Origin of the sequence: Clostridium caldaquaticum (assembly GCF_023806125.1) — a bacterium.
GTDB lineage: Bacteria > Bacillota > Clostridia > Clostridiales > Clostridiaceae > Clostridium_AT > Clostridium_AT caldaquaticum.
The window spans coordinates 1-21,529 of record NZ_JAMSKT010000024.1 but is presented as its reverse complement, the minus strand read 5'-3'; the positions used below and the strand labels follow the sequence as shown (position 1 = coordinate 21,529).

The following is a 21,529-nucleotide window of genomic DNA, read 5'->3' as shown; positions in this document are numbered from 1 at the left end:
TTTGAATAGAATAATTGAAAAATTAGATAAATTAATTATATTTTTTGTAATATATACCTTAACAGTTTTAGTTTTTTTTAAAACTTTATCTTATACACTTCCTTTTGTTCTTGCTTTTATTTTCGCATCTGTATTACAAAAACCAACAAAGTTTTTAGCTAAAAAGTTAAGGGTAAAGAATTCTATAGCAGCTATACTTACAACCTTTTTTTTCTTTGCCTTAATAATACTAATAGCAGCTATAGGTATTACTTCCTTAACTAATGAAGCAATTCAACTTGGAAAGAGCACACAAGCATATATAACAAATAATTCTTATTTAATTGATAAGTATGTAGTCATGTTAAAAGAATACTATGAGAACTTAGATCCTACAATAGTAGATGCTGTTAAAACTAATATATCTACCTCCATTACTAAGATTTCCAATATTACTGCTTCTTTAATCGGTAATATTGTAACAGGTGTTGTAGGCTTTTTAACCTCTATTCCATATATCATTATGGTTATTATTTTCACTTTATTGTCAACCTACTTTTTTACTAGAGATATGACTTCAGCAAAAAACAAAATGTTAAATATTCTTCCTGCTCAAAATACTCATAAAATGATTAATATACTTAGTGAAGCTAAAAAAATGCTTAGTAGTTACGCCTTATCTTATGCTTTTATAATTTGTATTACATTTTTAGAAACTATAATCGGCTTTTCCATTTTTAAAGTTAAGTATGCAGTTATATTAAGTATCATAGCAGCTATATTTGATGTACTTCCTGTTTTAGGAGTAGGCAGTGTATACATACCAACAGCTATCATATATCTGCTTTCTGGTAAATATTTTACAGGTGGCGGAATATTGATTTTATATGCCATAGTGTTTATTATGAGACAAATTTTAGAACCTAAACTTGTTTCTTCTTCCTTAGGTTTACACCCTGTTCCAATACTTGCAGCAATATTTATAGGTTTAAAGATAAATGGTGTATCTGGAATGTTTTTCTGTATGTTCCTTGTTGTATTTTATAATATATTTAAAAAAGTAGATTTAATATAATTTTTTAAATATATAAGATATCTATATAAATAATGTATAAAAACCTCCTGTTTGGTTAAAATTTCAAATGGGAGGTTTTTACTATGGAAGATAAATTTATTATAGACTCAAGAGATAAAGATGCTATTATTCAGATGCGTGATATTCTTTGCAAAGAATTATACCCTGTTATTAAAAAAAATAGACCTATTGTTTTTTTATGTATAGGAACTGACAGATCCACAGGCGATAGCATGGGTCCCCTTGTTGGAGACAAATTAAAATTTCTAGTAAGAGATAAAATATACTTATATGGTAATCTTGAATATCCAATACATGCGAAAAATTTAGAGGATACTTTAAATGAGATAAAGCTTCAATATACTGATCCATTTATAATTGCAATTGATGCATGTCTAGGCAGCATTCAAAATATAGGAAAGATATTCATTGAGCACAAACCATTAAATCCTGGTGCAGCCATGAATAAAAATCTTCCTTCAGTCGGGAATTTAAGCATTACTGGAATTGTGAATATTTCTGGAACTTTAGAATTTATGGTGCTTCAAAACACCAGGCTTCATATAGTTATGATGTTAGCTGACGTAATTTCAAAAGGAATTTACCATTTTATCTTAAAAACTATAGGCGGCCGAAAACTACACAACACTAATGATGAATTGGATAATTTAGAACTTGACCTTTAACAATTTTAAAATAAAGAACTATATACTCTATTATTTATTATATATTCTATTTCATCAATACTTTTGCTGCCTGAATCTATTATTAATGTTCCTTCTCTCTTAACGCTGCTTTGTACATTTAGATTCATTAAGCCGCCATTTTTTATATCGCAGATTATTACATCAATTGAACTATTTGCATTGTTTATAACGTTATACCCTCTATTTACTAATTCTTCTTTAATGTATCCTAAATCATCACTTACACATATATTCATATAAAAACCTCCTTGAAGGTAATATTCCCATCAAGGAGGTTTTTATACATTTTTTACTTTACTGATTTTTTATTCATAGCATCCTCTAATACCTGTTGCTCTTCTTCTGACAAATCATATCTAGATATTCCTTTATCTATAGGTTTCGCATAAGTAGTACTTTCATGTCTTCCAAATATACCTGTTATTATTGCTCCGTCATTATTATCATCTAACAATGCAATAGAAAAACTTAAATCACTTCCTACATCTTCAAATGCTCTATATCTGATTATTGACATCTTTTGAACACAATTTTTTACTCTATTGTCCAAATTATTATATATTTCTTTCAGTTTTTTTGAATCACTTTTTACTTCATCTACTTTATCTAAATAACTAATTATTAGTTCTTCTAAATTTTTATTATTTACACCTCTCATGAATTTCCTATATCTAGTTTCGATTTTATTGACTGCTCTCAATAATATAAAAACAACAATTGATAAAATAATTATCATTATTAAGAGTCCAATAAGTATATAGTGCTCATAACCACTAATCATTTGAATAATATCGTTCATTTTCTATCCCCTTTCTAAATGTTTCACGTGAAACATTTTATTGTATATTTAATATGTCTAATATTCTTTGCAAATCATCTTGAGAATAATATTCTATTTCTATCTTACCTTTATTTTTCTTATTAGTAAGAGTAACCTTCGTACCAAAATAAGATTCCAGCTTATCTTTAATATCATTATGATACACACTTTCATTATCTTTTACATTTGTTTCTTTCTTATCCTTACCTAAATTTTTTATTACTTTTTCTATATCCCTTACATTCAAACTTTCATCGATGATTTTTTGTGCCAACATAAATTGAACATCTTTGTCTGATACACCAAGAAGCGCCCTTCCATGTCCCTCACTTATAACTCCATCTATTAAATAATCCTGTACTCTTTCATCTAAGTTTAGTAATCTTAAAATATTAGTTACAGCAGTTCTAGATTTTCCAATTCTCTTACCTAACTCTTCCTGAGTTAAATCAAATTCTTCAATTAATCTTTTATATGCCAAAGCTTCTTCTATAGGATTTAAATCTTCTCTTTGAATATTTTCTATTAATGAAATCTCAAGAACCTGCTTATCAGTTAAATCCATAACTACAGCAGGAATTTCCTTTAAGCCAATACTTTTCGAAGCTCTCCATCTTCTCTCACCTGCAACAATTATATATGTATCTCCTTCTTTTCGAAGCACTATTGGCTGAACTACTCCATGCTCTTTAATTGACTCTGCAAGCTGCTCTATCTTTTCCTCATCAAAATTTTTTCTAGGCTGTAATTCATTTGCCCTGATTAAATTCATTGATATTTTCATAACTGAATTACTAGAAGCTGTAGTTTCTTCTTCAGGAATTAAAGCGCCTAATCCTTTACCTAAGCCAAATTTTTTATTCAAAACTTATCACTCCTTTTGACGCCTCAAAAATTCTTTTGCTAAATTATCATAGGACTCTGCACCTTTACATTTATCATCATATAACATTATTGGTAACCCAAAGCTTGGACATTCAGCAAGTCTTATATTTCTTGGAACAGTTGTATCATATACTTTGTCTTTAAAATATTTTTTAACCTCTGATACTACTTCATTGGAAAGGTTAGTTCTTCCATCATACATAGTAAGTATAACACCTTCTATATCAAGTTTTTTATTTAAAGACCTTTTAACAAGCTGAATAGTATTTATTAACTGTCCGACACCTTCTAATGCGTAAAATTCACACTGTATTGGAATCAAAACTGTGTCTGCAGCACTAAGTGCATTTATCGTTAAAAACCCTAATGAAGGCGGACAGTCAATGAAAATAAAATCATAATTTTCTTCTAAATCTGCTATCTTATCTTTTAATATAGATTCTCTTTTTTCTTTATTTATAAGTTCCACTTCGGCACCAGCCAATTCCATAGTTGAAGGAGCTAAATAAAAATTGTCTATAACCTGACATTCTTTAATTACATCTTTTAAAGACACATCTGAAGTTAATACATCATAAATTGAAAGTTCTATTTTTCTCTTATCAAACCCTAAACCACTAGTAGTATTTCCTTGCGGATCCATATCAATAGCTAGTATTTTATGTCCTTCCATAGCTAAATAGGAACATAAATTTATATTAGTAGTTGTCTTTCCTACTCCACCTTTTTGATTAAATATACAAATAGTTTTCACATCATCACCTCCAAATGAAAAATCACTATCCTAATTCCGCTAGAGAATCCTAGTTTCTCTTCTGTTTCTCTTCTGAAATAAAAAACCATAAGATTATTATATAATTTTATTTATAATAATAAAAGTGTTTATATGTGGAATCAATAAATAATTTGCTATTAAATTAGAAAACCTAAGTACAATCAATACTTAGGTTTATGTTTCACGTGAAACATTATTATTTTTTAGGAATAGTAACTGTTATTTGAATACATTCTTCTAAATCCTTAGAAGAATACTGTGCTTGGATTCCAAATTTATCGAAAACTTGTCTTACAGTATTTATATATACTTTAGGTGAAAATACACCCTTAATTCTCTTTTTACCATCTGCAGCAACTTCCTGATGAGTAATTTTTAACAATTCCTTTTCAATAATTTCCTCAGTCTTTTTAACATTTAAATTTTTACTTATTACTATTTTTAAAATTTTTGCTTGAAGCTCTGGAGTTGGCAATTTTAATAATGCCCTTGCATGGCGCTCAGTTAACTTATTTTCTAATAAAGTAAGCCTAATTTCCGGAGACAGCTTTAACAATCTTATTTTGTTTGCAATTGTAGATTGTTTCTTTCCAATAGTTTCGGCTAACTGTTCTTGGGTATATGAATGATCTTTAATTAAATTATAGTACGCTTCTGCTTCCTCGATATAATTAAGATCCTCTCTTTGAAGATTTTCAAGCAACGCTATTGCAGCAGAATCTTTATCTGTTATATCTACTAATATAGCAGGTACTTCCTTTAATCCAAGCTTTTTTGCAGCTCTTAATCTTCTTTCCCCCGCTACTAGCTCATATCTATCTGAACCAATTTTTCTTACTGATAGCGGTTGAATTATTCCAAAAGCTTTTATAGATTGCGATAGCTCCTCAATACTTTCTTCATTAAAATATTTTCTAGGCTGATAAATATTTGGTGAGATTAAATCTGTAGAAATATAACAAATATTGTTTTCCATAACACCCACATCCCTTTTGTGTTTTCCTTATATTAACAATTTCTTTATATTTGTCTAAAATCCTTCTTTTTTTTCATTTATTTCGTATGACAAATTACTACACTATATTTATTTTATCGGTTTTTTTGAAGCAGTTCCAGCCTTTCTTGGATAGATTTTAGGAGTTTCTTTTATTTTATTAACAACTACTAAATTATGTTTTAAATCTGTTCCTTCTACTTCAACATTTATAATTTGTTGAAGTTTTCCTCCTAATGTTGTAATAGCCTTGCTGCCCTCTTTTATTTCCTCCTCAACAGCTGGTCCCTTAAGTGCAATAAACTGTCCATTAACTTCTACAAAAGGAATACACAATTCACTTAGAACAGCCATATTTGCAACCGCCCTGGATACAACTATATCGAATTTTTCTCTAAAACGGGATTCTCTAGCATAGTCCTCAGCTCTACCATGAACAGCAGTTATCCCTTTTAATTCAAGCTCTCTTATAACCTCATTTAGAAAATTTACTCTTTTATTTAATGAATCCAAAAGTACAACTTCTACATTAGGTATCATTATTTTAATTGGAATACCAGGAAAACCTGCCCCTGTTCCAACATCTATTATTCTCTTAGCTGTTTTTAAAGGGGAGAATCTAAAAACCTTAATAGAATCGATAAAATGTTTTTTTACTATACCCTCATCTTCAGTAATAGCAGTTAAGTTTATTTTTTCATTCCATTCTTTTATCATATCTTTATATTTAATAAACTTATTATATTTTTCTTCATCAAAGAATAAACCTTCATTTGTACAAGCTTTATTCATTATATCAAAGAACTCCATTATTTTTATCTCCATCCTTTTGTTTTTGTTTTGCATAGCTTTGTTCTAAGAATATTAGAAGAACAGATATGTCTGCTGGCGAAACTCCTGATATTCTCGAAGCCTGACCAATACTTATGGGCTTTATTAATTTAAGCTTTTGTCTTGCTTCTATTCTAAGTCCATATACCTGATCATAATTTATATCCTCTGGAAGCAGCTTCTTTTCAAATTTTTTAAACTGTTCAACTTGATCTAATTGCTTTTCTATATATCCTTCATATTTAGAAATTATATTAACTTGATCTTGTATATCTTTTCTAAGATTTGGCCTATCAACATCTAAAGGCTCAACTATAAAATAATCTAATTCTGGTCTCTTTATAAGTTCATAAAGGCTAACTGGCTTTTTAAGTTCTGATGAATTTATTGATGATAAAAATTCATTTACTTCTTTTTTATTTGTTATCTGTACACTCTTTATTCTTTGAAGCTCATTTTCTATAGCTTGTTTTCTATATAAATAACTATTATACCTTTCTTCAGACACTAATCCAACTTTATATCCTATTTCCGTAAGTCTAAGATCAGCATTATCCTGTCTTAAAATTAATCTATATTCTGAACGTGAAGTCATCATTCTATAAGGTTCCTGTGTTCCCTTAGTAACTAAATCATCAATTAATACACCTATATAAGCATCGCTTCTGCTTAATATTAAAGGTTCCTTATTTTGTATTTTAAGAGCAGCATTTATGCCTGCTATTATTCCTTGTGCAGCAGCCTCTTCATATCCTGAGCTTCCATTTATTTGACCGCAGCTGAATAATCCTTCTATACTCTTTAATTCAAGAGTAGGTTTTAGTTGAGTTGGATTAAGACAATCATACTCTATTGCATATCCAGTTCTCATTATTTCCACATTCTCAAGACCAGGAATAGTTCGTAACATTTTAAGCTGTACATCCTCTGGAAGTGAAGTTGACATACCTTGAACATATAATTCTTCAGTATCTTCACCTTCTGGTTCAATAAATACCTGATGCTGCGTTTTTTCAGGAAACCTCATTACTTTATCCTCAATAGATGGACAATATCTAGGGCCAACTCCTTCAATAGAACCATTATACATAGGTGAACGATGAATATTATCTCTAATTACTTTGTGAGTTTCTTCATTTGTATAAGTTAAATAACAAGATACTTGTTCCCTCTCGATATTTTCATGCATAAATGAGAAAGGTACAACATTAGGATCTCCGGGCTGTTCTATCATTTTTGAAAAATCTACAGTTCTTCTATTTACTCTTGCAGGAGTTCCTGTTTTAAATCTTCTTAATTCTATTCCTAAATTTTTAAGACATTCAGAAAGCTCATTGGCTGGAAACAGCCCATTAGGACCACTGCTATAATCTACATCTCCAATGATTACTCTACCCTTTAGATAGGTTCCATTTGCAAGAATTATAACCTTGCAAGGAAAATATGCTCCATTTTTAGTCAAAACTCCTTTAACTTTCCCATCTTCTACATCAATGCTTACAGCTTCTAATTGCCTTAAATGCAAGTTTTTTTGTTTTTCTAAAATATGTTTCATTCTAAATTGATACTTTTTTTTATCAGCCTGAGCTCTGAGTGAATGAACAGCTGGTCCTTTAGATGTATTTAACATTCTGGACTGAATAAAACTGTGATCTATGTTTATACCCATTTCTCCACCTAAGGCATCTATTTCTCTAACAAGATGTCCTTTAGAAGTTCCCCCTATATTAGGATTGCAGGGCATAAGTGCCACACTATCTAGGTTCATAGCTAGAACTAAGGTTTTACAACCCATTCTTGAAGATGCAAGAGAGGCCTCACAGCCAGCGTGTCCTGCACCAATGACTATTACATCAAATTCCTCTGCAATATATTTCATCTGTTTCCCTACTTTCCAATACAAAATTCCGAAAATATCTTATCAATTATATCTTCTTCCAGCGTTTCACCTGTAATTTCTCCAAGACTCATCCATGCATTTCTGATATCTATAGAAGCCAAATCAATAGCAAAAGTATTTTTTAGTGCTGAAAGAGCTGAATTGCAGCTTTCCTTTGCACGAATTAATGCTTCCTTATGCCTTGTATTTGTTATTATTGTATCTTTAGAGGTTACTTCGCCTCTGAAGAAGAGATGTTTAATTGCATCTTTTAATTTATCAAGCCCTTGGCCTGTCTTTGCAGATACTTCCATCACATATTCTGAATTTAAAGCTTTAATATCTTCTTTATTTATTTTATTATCTAAATCACTCTTATTTAAAAGAACAACATATTTTTTATCCTTTATATAATCAATAATCTCTAAGTCTTCCTTGTCTAATTCTCTGCTGGAATCAAGCATTAAAATTATTAGATCAGCCATGTTGATTTTTTCTCTAGACCTCTCAACTCCTATTTTCTCAACTACATCTTCTGTTTCTCTTATACCTGCAGTATCTATTATTTTCACAGGAACACCATCAATACTTATAAATTCTTCTATTACATCTCTAGTAGTTCCAGGTATATCTGTAACTATAGCTCTTTTTTCCATAAGCAGTGCATTTAAAAGAGATGACTTTCCAACATTTGGCTTTCCAACAATAACCGTATCTAATCCTTCTCTTATTATTTTGCCTTCACTAGCTGAAGTTATTAAATTTTCTATTTTATTTAAAACAGATTTTAACTGCATCTCAGTTATTTGAGATGTTGTTTCTTCCAAATCCTCTTCTGGAAAATCAACTGTTGCCTCTATATGAGCTATTATTCCTAAAAGCTTTTGCCTTAAAGCCTTAATTTCCTGGGAAATCCTCCCCTCTGATTGAGCTAATGCTGATTTCATGCTAAGCTCAGTTTTTGCTCTTATTATATCAATAACTGCTTCAGCCTGACTTAAATCAATTCTTCCATTTAAAAAAGCTCTCTTAGTAAATTCACCAGGCTCCGCTAATCTGGCACCAGATGTTATAACTTCTTCTAAAACCCTGTTTGTTGCAACTACTCCACCATGACAATTAATTTCAACTGTATCTTCTGCTGTAAAACTTTTAGGACCTTTCATAAAGCTTACTATAACTTCATCAATAACTTCATTTTTTTTCATATCTAAAATATAACCATATCTCATGGTATAGCTCTTAATATCTTCTAAACTTCTGCCGTTTTTTCCTTTAAATATGCTGCTAACTATCTTTAAAGCATTACTTCCTGAAATTCTTATAATAGAAATACCTGCCTCACCAAGACTGGTAGCAACAGCAGCTATAGTATCAAAATGCTTCATATGTTTCACCTCTTTTTCTATCACAAATATATAAATATTATATCCTAAAAAATAAAAATCAGCTGTGAATATTTTAAAACTATTTTCCTTTAATACCCACTTACATATAAAATTCCCTATAAATTTAAAAAGAAAGCCCTTAGGCTTTCTTTAAATCAACAACCACTCTTCTATAGGGCTCTTCCCCTTCACTGAAGGTTTGTACATAACGATCATCTTGAAGGGCAGAATGTATTATTCTTCTTTCATAAGGATTCATAGGTTCAAGCCTAATAAGCTTTCCTGTCCTTCTTACTGTGCTTGCAACCTTGCCTGCCAATCTTTTTAGTGTTTCTTCCCTCTTTGATCTGTAATTTTCAGTATCAAGCAATACTCTTTTATAAGCTGTCTCATGCCCTTTATTTACAACTAAACTTACCAAATATTGAAGAGAATCTAAAGTTTCTCCTCTATATCCGATTAATATTCCCATATCAGGACCAGTTAAAGAAATTTTTATAGTTTCATTTTCTTCCTTTATTCTTATTTCAGCTTTAATTCCCATAGCATTTAAAACATCTCTTAAAAATGCTTTAGCTTCGTATATGTAATCTCTCTTAACTTTTACTTTAATTCTTGCAGGTTTAGCACCAATCAGCTTAAATAAACCCTTACTTCCTTCATCAAGAACTTCAACTTCAATTTTATCTTCAGAAACCTTTAATTCGCTCAAAGCATTTTTAACAGCTTCTTCAACAGTCCTGCCTGTCATTTCTATTATTTTCATACCCTAAAACACCCACCTTCCTACTAAAAATAAAGCCTTTTTATACATCTTCTTTTTTCATTTCTAATTTTCTCATAAGAACAGTCTGACCCATCTGAATTAAGTTATTAGTAACCCAATATAATACAAGTGCTGCAGTAAATTTCCATGCCATAAATACCATAAATATAGCCATACCTATATTCATTGTACTTGTCTGCTTCGCTTGAACACTATCTCCTTTTGGTGCCATCATAAGTGACGATAAGTATGTAGTTATACCGGAAAGTATTGGTAATATATAAAGCTGATCGTAACTAAATAAATTCTTTACCCATAAAAATGATACTGTTATTGATTGATTAGTAACAGGATCTACAGGATTAATTGTTCTAAACACATAAAATAACGCCCATAAAATAGGTAGTTGAATTATAAGAGGTAAACAACCACCCATAGGATTAACTCCCTTTTCTTTATAAAGCTTCATTATTTCCTGCTGTGATTTCTGAGGATCATTTTTATATTTCTCCTGAAGCTTTTTAATTTCAGGCTGAATTTCCTGCAACTTAACCTGTGATCTTGTTTGCTTTATATTAAGGGGTAATAAAATTATTCTTATAATAAGAGTAAACAGTATAATAGCCAGCCCATAAGAATAATTTGGGTTACTTACTACAAACTGCACACCACTATGTATAAATTCAAAAAATCTTGTTAAACCTGCATTTAAAAAATTCAAATCATAAACCTCCTAATATTTATTTTACAGGATCGTATCCTCCATTGTTAAAAGGATTACATCTTAAAATCCGTCTCAATGCCATAAAGCTTCCTTTAAAAACACCATACTTTTCTATGGCTTCTATAGCATACTGAGAACAGGTTGGATAAAACCTGCACCCTATATTTTCCCCCAGCTCTGGAGATAAAATGTGATAAAAAGCTTTTTTTAAAGGTGAAAGAAATCTTCTATAAAACTTGATTATTAAAATCAACAGTTTTTTCATCAATTAATAAACCTGCCTTCTTAAATAAATTTTTTAAGGCTTTTTCAATTTCAAAATAACTTTTATCATTAGCTGCATTTCTTGCAACAAATACCAAGTCATACCCAGTTTTTATACTGTCCTTATTGAGTCTATAGCTTTCACTTATCAATCTTTTAACTCGACTTCTAACTACACTCTTACCCACTTTTTTACTAACAGATATTCCAACTCTATTTAAACCTTTATTATTTTTACTTACATATAATACTAATAATAAATTAGAAAAAGATTTTCCTCTTCTGTAAACTGCTCTAAACTCTAAATTTTTTCTCAGTTTTTCTGCTTTTACAAAGTTTTGCATAAAGTTTTGCTCCTTTTTTACTGCAATTACAGAAAAAGGCCACTAAAGCGGCCTTATGCTGTCAATCTTTTTCTACCTTTTGCTCTTCTTCTCTTAAGAACGTTTCTTCCACCTTGAGAAGCCATTCTCTTTCTGAATCCATGTTCTTTTTTTCTTTGCTTTTTTTTAGGTTGGTATGTCATAAACATCTGTACTGCACCCCCTTCTGCTAATTAGTATATATAGCAAATTTCTTACTACCACTATAAAACTTAAAACGAATCCATATATACCTTTTATAATTATATCCAATTTCAATAATTAATATCAGAATTCGCATTAATATACTTTAAGTTTTACTATTAAATTATATATTTACAAGATATTAATGTCAAGAATAAGAGTTATTGTTGATATTTTTTATATTTCTACACATTTTTTGTGGATAACTTCTTGAATAGCTGTTTTTCTTTTGCTATTATAAATAAAGGATTGTTAACAATTAAAAAAATGACAAGTTATACACATATGTTGATAATTTTGTGTATAACTTGTTTAATATATTCTAATATAATACTTTTCAGCTTTATATTTTTAGCTGAATATACTTATTTATTACTATATGGATAATGTTAATATATATTTTTTTCACACTGTTAATAACTTTTAATTTTATAAAATATCAACAAAATTATTGACATGTGAATATTTTTTTCAACATTTGTCAACAAATTAAAATGACCTGCAATCATATTTATTTATATTGTGGATTATTATTTTTTCTAGTTAAAAATTTATTTTTTTATTTGAACTGGAGGATAAAAAATGGATGGCGGACTAAAAGAATTATGGGAAAAAACCCTAAATATTATGAAGGGTGAATTAACCGAAGTCAGCTTTAATACCTGGATTAAAAGTGCAATTCCACTATCCTTAAGTAATAACACCTTAAGACTTGGAGTTCCAAATAACTTTACAAAAGAAATACTTGAAACTAGGTATAAAGATTTACTTATTAATTCTTTAAAAATGATTTCACCTAAAAAATATAATATTGAGTTCACTATTGCATCTGAGGAAAGCATTGATATTGAAGAAAACAAAGTAAAAAATGAAACAAAAAATAATGTAGTAATTAATGATGAAATGTCTGCTACATTAAATCCTAAATATACCTTCGATTCTTTTGTTATAGGTAACAGCAATAGATTTGCCCATGCAGCTTCTTTAGCCGTTGCAGAATCTCCAGCCAAAGCATATAACCCTCTTTTTGTTTACGGCGGTGTTGGACTTGGCAAAACTCACCTTATGCATGCAATTGGACATTATATACTTGAAAATAACCCAAAATCTAAAGTTGTTTACGTATCATCTGAAAAATTTACAAATGAACTAATTAATTCTATTAAAGACGATAAAAATGTTGAATTTAGGAACAAATATAGAAATGTAGATGTTCTTTTAATAGATGATATTCAATTTATAGCTGGTAAAGATGCAACTCAGCAAGAATTTTTCCATACCTTTAATGCTCTGCATGAAGCAAATAAACAAATAATCTTATCTAGCGATAGACCGCCAAAGGAAATACCTACATTAGAAGATAGATTAAGATCCCGGTTTGAATGGGGGCTTATTGCAGATATACAACCACCAGACTTTGAAACAAGAATAGCAATACTTAAGAAAAAAGCTGATGTTGAAGGGTTAAATATTTCTAATGATGTTATGGCTTATATTGCAACTAAAATAAAGTCAAATATAAGAGAACTTGAAGGAGCTTTAATCAGAATTACTGCTTACTCTTCCTTAACAAATAAGGAAATATCAGTAGATTTAGCTGCAGAAGCTTTAAAAGATATAATTTCAAATAAACAAAGCAAACAAATAACAATTGATTTAATTCAAGAAATTGTAGCAAGCTACTACAACTTAAGAGTTGATGATTTTAAATCTCAAAGGAGAACTAGAAATGTAGCATATCCTCGTCAAATAGCTATGTACTTGTGCAGAAAGCTCACAGATACTTCTTTACCTAAGATTGGAGAAGAATTTGGCGGACGTGATCATACTACTGTAATTCATGCTTATGAAAAAATCAGTGAAGGTCTAAAAGAAGACGAAGCTCTTCAGGAAGCAATTAATGAAATAACAAAAAAAATACAGCAAAAATAATTAACATCTGTTTCTAATAATATAAAAATAACCTGTGGATAACAAAATAATAATATAAATCTTTATAATAATGTGGATAAGCTTAAAATGTTTCAATTTACTTATCCACAATTATTTTTACTTAATTTATAAGATATTTCTAAGCATTAAATAGGTTATCCACATAACCACAACCCCTACTACTATTATTACTAAAATATATATTTATTATCTAATCTATCTATGTAAAACTAACCTGTTAATAAAAGGAGGATAAAAAATGAAATTTATATGTGAAAAAACTCATTTACAAGAAGCTATCTCAACTGCTCAAAAAGCTGTTACTGGAAAATCTACAATGAATATTTTAGATGGAATTCTTTTAATTGCTAAAAATAATGAATTGACACTTATTGGCTCAGATATAGATTTAAGCATAGATACTAAAATAGCTGCAGATATAATAGAAGAAGGAAGTGTAGTAGTTGATTCTAAACTATTTGGAGAACTTATTAAAAAACTGCCGAATGATGAAGTTCAGATAAATACTATTGAAAATAATTCTTTAGAAATTTTATGCTATAAATCAAAAGCAGTTTTAAAATATATGAATGCAGATGATTTTCCAACTCTTCCGAAAATAAATGAAAATATGATTTTTTCCATTAAACAAAAGCTATTAAAAAATATGATACGAGGAACCATTTTCGCTACAGCCCAAGATGAAATAAGACCAATTCTTACTGGAGTTAAGTTTGAAATAAATAATCAAAAATTAAATTTAGTAGCTCTTGACGGATTAAGACTTGCCTTAAGATCAGAAAATGTTGATAACAATAATACTATAAGTACAGTTATCCCAGGAAAAGCTTTAAGTGAAGTGTCAAAAATACTAGAAGATTCTGAAGAAACAGTAAATATAACTTTTACTCCTAATCATATTTTATTTAATCTAGGAAATACAAAAATTATTTCAAGATTATTAGAAGGAGAATTTATAAATTACAATTCTATAATACCAGATGAATATAATTTAAAGGTTACTGTAAAAAGAAATGAATTACTGGATTGTATTGAAAGAGCATCATTAATGTCTAAAGAAGGAAACACTAATTTAGTAAAACTAGATATAAAAGACGATCTTATTGTTATTACCTCTGATTCTCAATTGGGAAAAGTCAGAGAAGAATTAAATGTAATTATGCAAGGTCAACCTCTTAAAATTGCATTTAATGCAAGATTTTTAATTGATGTATTCAAAATCATGGATGAAGAAGAAATTGAACTTGAACTTACAAGCAATGTAAGTCCTTGTGTAATAAAAAATAAAGACAAAGATAACTGCACATACTTAGTTCTTCCAGTTAGATTTATAGAAAACTAAAATTAAAGTTTTAAATTAAGGGGATAATATATATAAATTATCCCTATATAATATTTTTTTAAAATATAAAAGGAGTAAAAATTATGAAAGAAATAAAGATAAATACTGAAATAATAAAACTGGATTCTTTTTTAAAATGGGCTGGTATAGCTTCTATAGGTACAGAAGCTAAAATGTATATACAAGAAGGTCAGATAAAATTAAACGGAAACATTGAGCTGCAGCGTGGAAAAAAATTAACTAAAGGTGATATTATAGAATTTAAAGGTGAAAGTTATAAAATAATATAGTTTTTATGTTATAATAGTATAATAGGTGTTTTATATGTATATTAAAAATTTACAGCTAATGAACTTTAGAAACTATGAAGAATTAAATATTAGTTTTAATAACGGCGTTAATATATTTATCGGTGATAATGCCCAAGGAAAGACTAATATACTGGAAAGCATATATTATTGCAGCTTAGCTAAATCTCATAGAACAAATAAAGATAAGGAGCTTATAAGCTGGAACAAAGAAGATACCTATATTAAAGCCTATATTTCTAAACAGAGACTGGATAAAGTCATAGAAATGAAAATCTTTAAAGATGGTAAAAAAGGAATAAGAATAAATACTATTAAAATCAATAAGATACAAGAACTTATTGGTATTTTTAATGTTGTGCTGTTTTCTCCAGAAGATTTAAAAATTGTAAAAGAATCTCCTTCCCATAGACGTAAATTTCTCGACATGGAAATTTGCAAATTAAATCCTAAATATTATTATAGTTTAGTTCAATATAACAAGGCTCTTAATGAAAGAAACTCTCTGCTTAAAAAGTGGAGTGATGATATGGAAGGAATTATTGAAGTTTATGATGCGCAGCTTTCTAAGTATGGAAGCTATATAATAAATGAGAGAATCAGATATATAGATCTGCTTAATAAAAAAGGAAAAATAATACACAGAGAAATCACCTCAGAAACAGAAGAAATAAACTTTAAATATATCACAAGTTTGAAAAACACAGAAAATATAGCAAGTGAGTTAAATAATCTTTTAAAAAAAAATATAAAAAGCGATATTGAAAGACGTACTACCTCTTATGGTCCTCACAGAGATGATTTTTCTATAAATATTAATGGGGTAGACACTAGAAACTTTGGATCACAAGGACAGCAGAGAACTTCAGTTTTAACAATAAAATTTTCATCATTAGAAATAATTAAAGATGAAACAAATGAATATCCGGTTCTTCTTCTAGATGACGTACTTTCAGAACTGGATTTAAATAGACAAAAATATATTTTAAATTCAATAAATAATGTTCAAACAATAATTACTTGTACAGGTATAGAAAACATAAAAAATTATTTAGATAAAAGTGCAAAAGTATTTATTATTAAAGGTGGAAAAGTAATAAAAGAATATTTACTTAATCAAAGCTGATAAGAAGGGAGGGCTTTTCATGTTCCTGCATTTAGGAGAAAATGTAGTAGTTCCAATAAAAGATGTAATTGGTATTTTTGATATAGAAACATCTACCTATGGTTCTGATACAAGTCAATTTTTAAGAATGGCAGAGGAAGATGGTTTTATCGAAAGAATAACTAAAGAAAAACCTAAATCCTTCGTTGTAGCAGAGGTTAATAAAAAAAGCAAGATATTTTTATCACCTATATCCTCGTCTACTTTAGGAAAAAGAACTGAACTTTTATATGAGGAAACTTAAAATTTAGTATAGTTGGTGATAAAAAAGGAGGTCAAAAGATGTCAGAAAATAAGCAAACTTATGATGAAAGTCAGATTCAAGTACTTGAAGGACTTGAAGCAGTTAGAAAAAGACCTGGTATGTATATAGGCAGCACAGGTCCTAGAGGGCTTCATCATTTAGTATATGAGATAGTTGATAACAGCATAGATGAGGCAATGATTGGAGTTTGTAAAAATATAAATGTATCAATTCACAGCGATAATTCAATAAGTGTTGTAGATGATGGAAGAGGTATGCCTGTAGGGATACATCCTAAGATGGGAATACCTACAGTTGAAGTTATCATGACTGTGCTTCATGCTGGAGGAAAATTTGGAGGAGGTGCCTACAAAGTTTCAGGAGGATTGCACGGGGTAGGTGCTTCAGTAGTTAATGCTCTTTCAGAAGTATGTGAAGTTACTGTTACAGCAGATGGAAACTTATGGAGACAAAAATATGAAAGAGGAAAACCTGTTACAGGCTTAGATAAAATCGGAGAAGCTGAAGGTCATGGAACAAAAGTATATTTTAAGCCGGATTATGAAATATTTGAAGAATTAAAATATGATTATGATATTTTAGCTCAAAGGCTTAGAGAACTGGCTTTTTTAAACAAAGGTATCAGAATAACTCTTACAGATGAAAGAGAAGGTGGAAAAACAGAAGAATTTTACTATGAGGGCGGTATAAAGTCTTTCGTTGAATATTTAAACAGAAATAAAGAAGCTCTTCACGAAAAAGTAATTTATGTAGAAGGAAAAAAAGAAGACTATTCAGTGGAAGTAGCACTTCAATATAACGATACCTATAATGAAAATATTTTCTCTTTTGCCAATAATATAGATACTGTAGAAGGTGGTACACATTTAGTTGGCTTTAAAACAGCGTTGACTCGAGTATTTAATGATTATGGCAAAAAGTTTGGACATTTAAAAGAAAATGACAAAAATCTATCTGGTGATGATATAAGAGAGGGTCTTACAGCTGTTATCTCTGTAAAGCTTACAGATCCGCAATTTGAAGGTCAGACAAAGACTAAGCTTGGTAACAGCGAAGTAAGAGGAATTGTTGATAATATAGTTGGAGAAGGAGTAGGTACTTTTCTTGAGGAAAATCCTGCTGTTGCTAAAACTATTATTGATAAAGCACTACTTGCAGCAAGAGCTAGAGAGGCTGCTAGAAAAGCTAGAGAGCTTACAAGAAAATCTGTACTTGAAAGAAGTTCTTTGCCAGGCAAACTTGCAGATTGTTCTTCAAAGGATCCTGAAGAATGTGAAATTTACCTTGTTGAGGGTGACTCTGCAGGAGGAAGTGCTAAAGGTGGAAGAGATAGACGTTTTCAGGCGATACTTCCACTACGCGGTAAAATAATGAATGTAGAAAAGCAAAGACTTGATAAAATACTAGGATATCAGGAAATAAGAGCTATGATAACTGCTTTTGGAGCAGGAATAGGCAAAGATTTTGATGTAGAAAAAATAAGATATAACAGAGTTATCATTATGACAGATGCAGATGTTGATGGAGCTCATATAAGAACACTGCTTTTAACTTTCTTTTACAGATATATGACAGACTTAATTGAAAAAGGACACGTATATATTGCTCAGCCGCCACTTTATAAGATTTCAAAGAATAAAAAAGATTATTATGCTTACAATGACAAGGAACTTGAGAAAATTCTTGCATCTTTAGGAGGAAAAGACAACAACACAAACATTCAAAGATATAAAGGTCTTGGTGAAATGGATGCAACTCAGCTTTGGGATACTACTATGGATCCAGAAAAAAGAACTCTTCTTCAGGTAACGGTGGAAGATGCTATGGCTGCAGATGAAATATTTACAATTTTGATGGGAGATAAGGTAGAGCCTAGAAGAGAATTTATACAGGAGAATGCTAAGAAAGTAGTTAATTTAGATATTTAGGTTATATACACAGGAGATGAGGTGTAGTACGTGGAAAATTTCGGGAATGTTTTACAAGTTGATATAAAGCAAGAAATGAAAAAATGTTATATAGATTATGCTATGAGTGTCATAGTAGGTCGTGCTCTTCCAGATGTAAGGGACGGCTTAAAGCCCGTACACAGAAGAATACTTTATTCTATGTACGAATTAGGGCTTACCCCAGATAAAGGCTACAGAAAGTGTGCAAGAATAGTTGGGGATGTTTTAGGTAAGTATCATCCCCACGGAGATACTGCTGTTTATGATGCTCTAGTAAGAATGGCTCAAGATTTTTCTATAAGGTATACCCTTATAGATGGTCATGGCAACTTTGGCTCCGTAGATGGCGATGGAGCAGCAGCCATGCGTTATACAGAAGCTAAAATGAGCAAAATAACCCTTGAACTTTTAAGGGATATTAATAAAAATACAGTAGAATTTATTCCTAACTTTGATGGTGAGGAGCAAGAGCCTTCAGTATTGCCATCAAGGTTTCCTAATCTTTTAGTGAACGGTTCATCAGGCATAGCTGTTGGTATGGCAACTAATATACCACCTCATAATCTAGGTGAGGTAATAGATGGTATAGTTATGCTAATAGAAAATCCTGAAGTAACTATATTAGACTTAATGAGTAAAATAAAAGGACCTGACTTTCCTACATCAGGTATTATTCTTGGTACATCAGGTATTAGAGAAGCATACGAAACAGGCAGAGGAAAGATAATTGTTAGAGCTAAAACTAATATTGAAGAAGAAAAGGGAAGACAAAGAATTATTGTAACTGAGCTTCCTTATCAGGTTAATAAGGCTAAACTTGTAGAGAATATAGCTGACTTAGTGAGAGATAAAAAGATTGAAGGTATATCTGATTTAAGGGATGAGTCAGATAGAGAAGGTATGAGAATAGTCATTGAGCTAAAAAAAGATGTTAATGCCAATGTTATTCTAAATCAATTATTTAAGCATACAAAGCTTCAAGATACCTTTGGAGTTATAATGATTGCTTTAGTAAATAATGAACCTCAAACTCTGAATTTAAAACAAATTTTAGTTCATTATGTTGACTTTCAAAAAGAAGTAATTAGAAGAAGAACTCAATTTGACCTGGATAAAGCTCTTGCAAGAGCACATATTTTAGAAGGTTTAAGAATAGCTCTTGATCATATAGATGAGGTTATATCACTTATTCGTTCTTCAAGAACAACAGAGCAGGCAAGAACGGGGCTTATGGAGAAATTTGGATTATCTGAAAAACAGGCTCAGGCGATTTTAGATATGAGACTTCAAAGGCTTACTGGGCTTGAAAGACAGAAAATTGAAGATGAGTATAATGAGCTTATGAAAGATATTGCATATTATAAAGAAATACTTGCAAATGAATCTTTAGTACTGAAAATAATAAAAGATGAATTACTTGAAATAAAAACTAAGTATTCTGATGAAAGAAGAACTAGTATTGAGAGAAATCACAATGAGATAGATATAGAAGATTTAATTCAAGAACAAGATGTTGTTATAACATTGACTCATGCTGGATATATAAAAAGAATAGCTGCTGATACTTATACAGCACAAAAAAGAGGTGGAAGAGGAATACAGGCTATGGCTACAAAAGAAGATGACTTTGTAGAACATATATTTATTACTTCCACACATAATCACTTATTATTCTTCAGCAATCTTGGCAAAGTCTATAGGGTAAAAGCATATGAGCTGCCAGAAGCAGGAAGAGCTGCTAAAGGAACGAATTTAGTTAATATTCTTCCTCTAAATCCAGGGGAAAAAATACAAGCTGTAATGCCTGTTAAACAATTTGAAGAAGGAAAGTTCCTTATAATGGCTACAAAGGAAGGTATAATTAAAAAGACTGATTTAGCAGAATACTCATCTATAAGAAAAAATGGGCTTAATGCTATAAATTTAAGAGAAGGCGATGAACTTATAGATATTAAAATGACAGATGGAAATCGTGAATTATTAATTGTTACAGAAAATGGATATTCTATAAGATTTAGTGAAACAGATGTAAGACCTATGGGTAGAACTGCTACTGGTGTTAAGGCTATAACTTTAAGAGAAGGAGATAAAGCTGTAAGCATGAATGTTATAGCAGAAAACGAGGATGTACTTATAGTAAGTGAAAATGGTTTTGGTAAGAGAACTGGAATAAATGAATATTCTGCCCACAGAAGAGGGGGAAAAGGTATAATCACTTATAAGGTTACTGAAAAGACTGGTAAGATAGTTGGAGCTAGAATAGTAAAAGACGGAGATGAAATAATGCTCATAAATACCAGTGGGGTAGCTATAAGATTAAATGCTGAAAATATATCAGTTACAGGAAGAAACACAATGGGTGTTACCTTAATGAAAACAACTGAAGATGAAAAGGTAGTGGCTATTGCAAAGATAAATAAGGATAATACAGTAGAAATTACTGATGATGAAGTTTAATATTAGTTTTGTGGCAGTACTTAATTTTTAAGTGCTGCCTTTTTATTTATGTGAGAAAAAATTATATTTTACTTAATAAACCGTTCCAAGCGTGTCGCGTTGTGTAAAAATGAAATATATCGAGAAATATTTACATATTACGAGTTAATTCAGCATAATTACTAAATATAATAATGCATTAATGCATATTTTTGATAGAATATCACTTGTCGCTGAAACATGCGACAGCGATTAATTTCGTTGTAACATTTAAACTTCTTATCAATAACTAAAAAAAGTTGTTGACAATAAGAAGTTTAAATGATAAGATATAAAAGCTGTCAGATAACAGCGAAAATTAATTGGTCTTTGAAAATTAAACAGAGAATAATTAAGATAAACCAGCAATTCTTTTGAATTAAAAATGAGCATAAAGATTCAAACTTTTAAATTGAGAG

The 21,529-nt window shown here is 30.0% G+C and carries 22 protein-coding genes; 9 read left to right on the top strand and 13 right to left on the bottom strand.

From position 1 onward, the window contains the following. Position 1 precedes the first annotated feature (1 nt). Both ytvI and yyaC read left to right on the top strand, forming a co-directional pair. Positions 2 to 1,054, top strand: coding sequence for a sporulation integral membrane protein YtvI (ytvI, locus tag M2651_RS13115; RefSeq protein ID WP_252132790.1), 1,053 nt, complete (start codon positions 2 to 4; stop codon positions 1,052 to 1,054). An 83-nt stretch (positions 1,055 to 1,137) separates the two neighbouring features. Next, entirely contained in the window at positions 1,138 to 1,740 is a 603-nt protein-coding gene (gene yyaC / locus M2651_RS13110; protein ID WP_252132789.1) for a spore protease YyaC, read from the top strand. A 5-nt stretch (positions 1,741 to 1,745) separates the two neighbouring features. On the opposite strand, the gene M2651_RS13105 is transcribed toward yyaC, so the two are convergent. The 13 genes from M2651_RS13105 to rpmH all read right to left on the bottom strand — a co-directional run bounded on the left by M2651_RS13105 (position 1,746) and on the right by rpmH (position 11,619). After that, on the bottom strand, positions 1,746 to 1,997 hold the full coding sequence (locus M2651_RS13105; RefSeq protein WP_252132788.1) for a YkuS family protein: 252 nt from the start codon (positions 1,995 to 1,997) through the stop codon (positions 1,746 to 1,748). 53 nt (positions 1,998 to 2,050) lie between these two features. Next, positions 2,051 to 2,560: a DUF4446 family protein gene (locus M2651_RS13100; protein ID WP_252132787.1), complete on the bottom strand. Its 510-nt coding sequence runs from the start codon at positions 2,558 to 2,560 to the stop codon at positions 2,051 to 2,053. Positions 2,561 to 2,597: 37 nt separating this feature from the next. Next, positions 2,598 to 3,446 (bottom strand): ParB/RepB/Spo0J family partition protein, encoded by an 849-nt coding sequence (locus tag M2651_RS13095; protein ID WP_252132786.1) that lies wholly within the window; start codon positions 3,444 to 3,446, stop codon positions 2,598 to 2,600. A 6-nt stretch (positions 3,447 to 3,452) separates the two neighbouring features. Further along, entirely contained in the window at positions 3,453 to 4,220 is a 768-nt protein-coding gene (locus M2651_RS13090) for a ParA family protein (RefSeq protein WP_252132785.1), read from the bottom strand. A 217-nt stretch (positions 4,221 to 4,437) separates the two neighbouring features. Further along, positions 4,438 to 5,217 (bottom strand): nucleoid occlusion protein, encoded by a 780-nt coding sequence (noc, locus tag M2651_RS13085; protein WP_252132784.1) that lies wholly within the window; start codon positions 5,215 to 5,217, stop codon positions 4,438 to 4,440. Positions 5,218 to 5,325: 108 nt separating this feature from the next. Then, positions 5,326 to 6,045 (bottom strand): 16S rRNA (guanine(527)-N(7))-methyltransferase RsmG, encoded by a 720-nt coding sequence (gene rsmG / locus M2651_RS13080; RefSeq protein ID WP_252132783.1) that lies wholly within the window; start codon positions 6,043 to 6,045, stop codon positions 5,326 to 5,328. After that, positions 6,032 to 7,945 carry a tRNA uridine-5-carboxymethylaminomethyl(34) synthesis enzyme MnmG gene (gene mnmG, locus M2651_RS13075; RefSeq protein ID WP_252132782.1) on the bottom strand — a complete coding sequence of 638 codons (1,914 nt, stop codon included), beginning with the start codon at positions 7,943 to 7,945 and terminating at the stop codon, positions 6,032 to 6,034. The genes rsmG and mnmG overlap by 14 nt, the downstream gene beginning before the upstream one ends. 8 nt (positions 7,946 to 7,953) lie before the next feature. Then, positions 7,954 to 9,333, bottom strand: coding sequence for a tRNA uridine-5-carboxymethylaminomethyl(34) synthesis GTPase MnmE (mnmE, locus tag M2651_RS13070; RefSeq protein ID WP_252132781.1), 1,380 nt, complete (start codon positions 9,331 to 9,333; stop codon positions 7,954 to 7,956). Between the two features lie 139 nt (positions 9,334 to 9,472). Beyond that, positions 9,473 to 10,099: an RNA-binding cell elongation regulator Jag/EloR gene (gene jag / locus M2651_RS13065; protein ID WP_252132780.1), complete on the bottom strand. Its 627-nt coding sequence runs from the start codon at positions 10,097 to 10,099 to the stop codon at positions 9,473 to 9,475. Between the two features lie 40 nt (positions 10,100 to 10,139). Beyond that, positions 10,140 to 10,820 (bottom strand): membrane protein insertase YidC, encoded by a 681-nt coding sequence (gene yidC, locus M2651_RS13060; RefSeq protein ID WP_252132779.1) that lies wholly within the window; start codon positions 10,818 to 10,820, stop codon positions 10,140 to 10,142. A gap of 19 nt (positions 10,821 to 10,839) precedes the next feature. Then, positions 10,840 to 11,088 (bottom strand): membrane protein insertion efficiency factor YidD, encoded by a 249-nt coding sequence (gene yidD, locus M2651_RS13055; RefSeq protein WP_252132814.1) that lies wholly within the window; start codon positions 11,086 to 11,088, stop codon positions 10,840 to 10,842. Beyond that, positions 11,051 to 11,431: a ribonuclease P protein component gene (gene rnpA / locus M2651_RS13050; protein ID WP_252132778.1), complete on the bottom strand. Its 381-nt coding sequence runs from the start codon at positions 11,429 to 11,431 to the stop codon at positions 11,051 to 11,053. The genes yidD and rnpA overlap by 38 nt, the downstream gene beginning before the upstream one ends. Before the next feature lie 53 nt (positions 11,432 to 11,484). Then, the gene (gene rpmH, locus M2651_RS13045; protein ID WP_034572126.1) at positions 11,485 to 11,619 is read right to left on the bottom strand and encodes a 50S ribosomal protein L34; all 135 of its coding nucleotides are present in this window, start codon (positions 11,617 to 11,619) and stop codon (positions 11,485 to 11,487) included. Positions 11,620 to 12,235: 616 nt separating this feature from the next. Here rpmH and dnaA point away from each other — a divergent pair. The 7 genes from dnaA (at position 12,236) to gyrA (ending at position 21,092) form a co-directional block, all read left to right on the top strand. Beyond that, a complete protein-coding gene (dnaA, locus tag M2651_RS13040; protein ID WP_252132777.1) occupies positions 12,236 to 13,585 on the top strand; it encodes a chromosomal replication initiator protein DnaA in 1,350 nt (449 codons plus the stop codon). A 259-nt stretch (positions 13,586 to 13,844) separates the two neighbouring features. After that, positions 13,845 to 14,948, top strand: a complete 1,104-nt coding sequence (gene dnaN / locus M2651_RS13035; RefSeq protein WP_252132776.1) for a DNA polymerase III subunit beta — start codon at positions 13,845 to 13,847, stop codon at positions 14,946 to 14,948. 83 nt (positions 14,949 to 15,031) lie between these two features. Further along, entirely contained in the window at positions 15,032 to 15,238 is a 207-nt protein-coding gene (locus M2651_RS13030) for an RNA-binding S4 domain-containing protein (protein ID WP_252132775.1), read from the top strand. A 34-nt stretch (positions 15,239 to 15,272) separates the two neighbouring features. Continuing rightward, positions 15,273 to 16,382, top strand: a complete 1,110-nt coding sequence (recF, locus tag M2651_RS13025) for a DNA replication/repair protein RecF (RefSeq protein WP_252132774.1) — start codon at positions 15,273 to 15,275, stop codon at positions 16,380 to 16,382. Positions 16,383 to 16,401: 19 nt separating this feature from the next. Continuing rightward, positions 16,402 to 16,665 (top strand): extracellular matrix regulator RemB, encoded by a 264-nt coding sequence (gene remB / locus M2651_RS13020; protein WP_252132773.1) that lies wholly within the window; start codon positions 16,402 to 16,404, stop codon positions 16,663 to 16,665. A gap of 38 nt (positions 16,666 to 16,703) precedes the next feature. Then, positions 16,704 to 18,614 (top strand): DNA topoisomerase (ATP-hydrolyzing) subunit B, encoded by a 1,911-nt coding sequence (gene gyrB / locus M2651_RS13015; protein WP_252132772.1) that lies wholly within the window; start codon positions 16,704 to 16,706, stop codon positions 18,612 to 18,614. Positions 18,615 to 18,644: 30 nt separating this feature from the next. Then, a complete protein-coding gene (gene gyrA, locus M2651_RS13010; RefSeq protein WP_350338305.1) occupies positions 18,645 to 21,092 on the top strand; it encodes a DNA gyrase subunit A in 2,448 nt (815 codons plus the stop codon). Positions 21,093 to 21,529 lie beyond the last annotated feature (437 nt).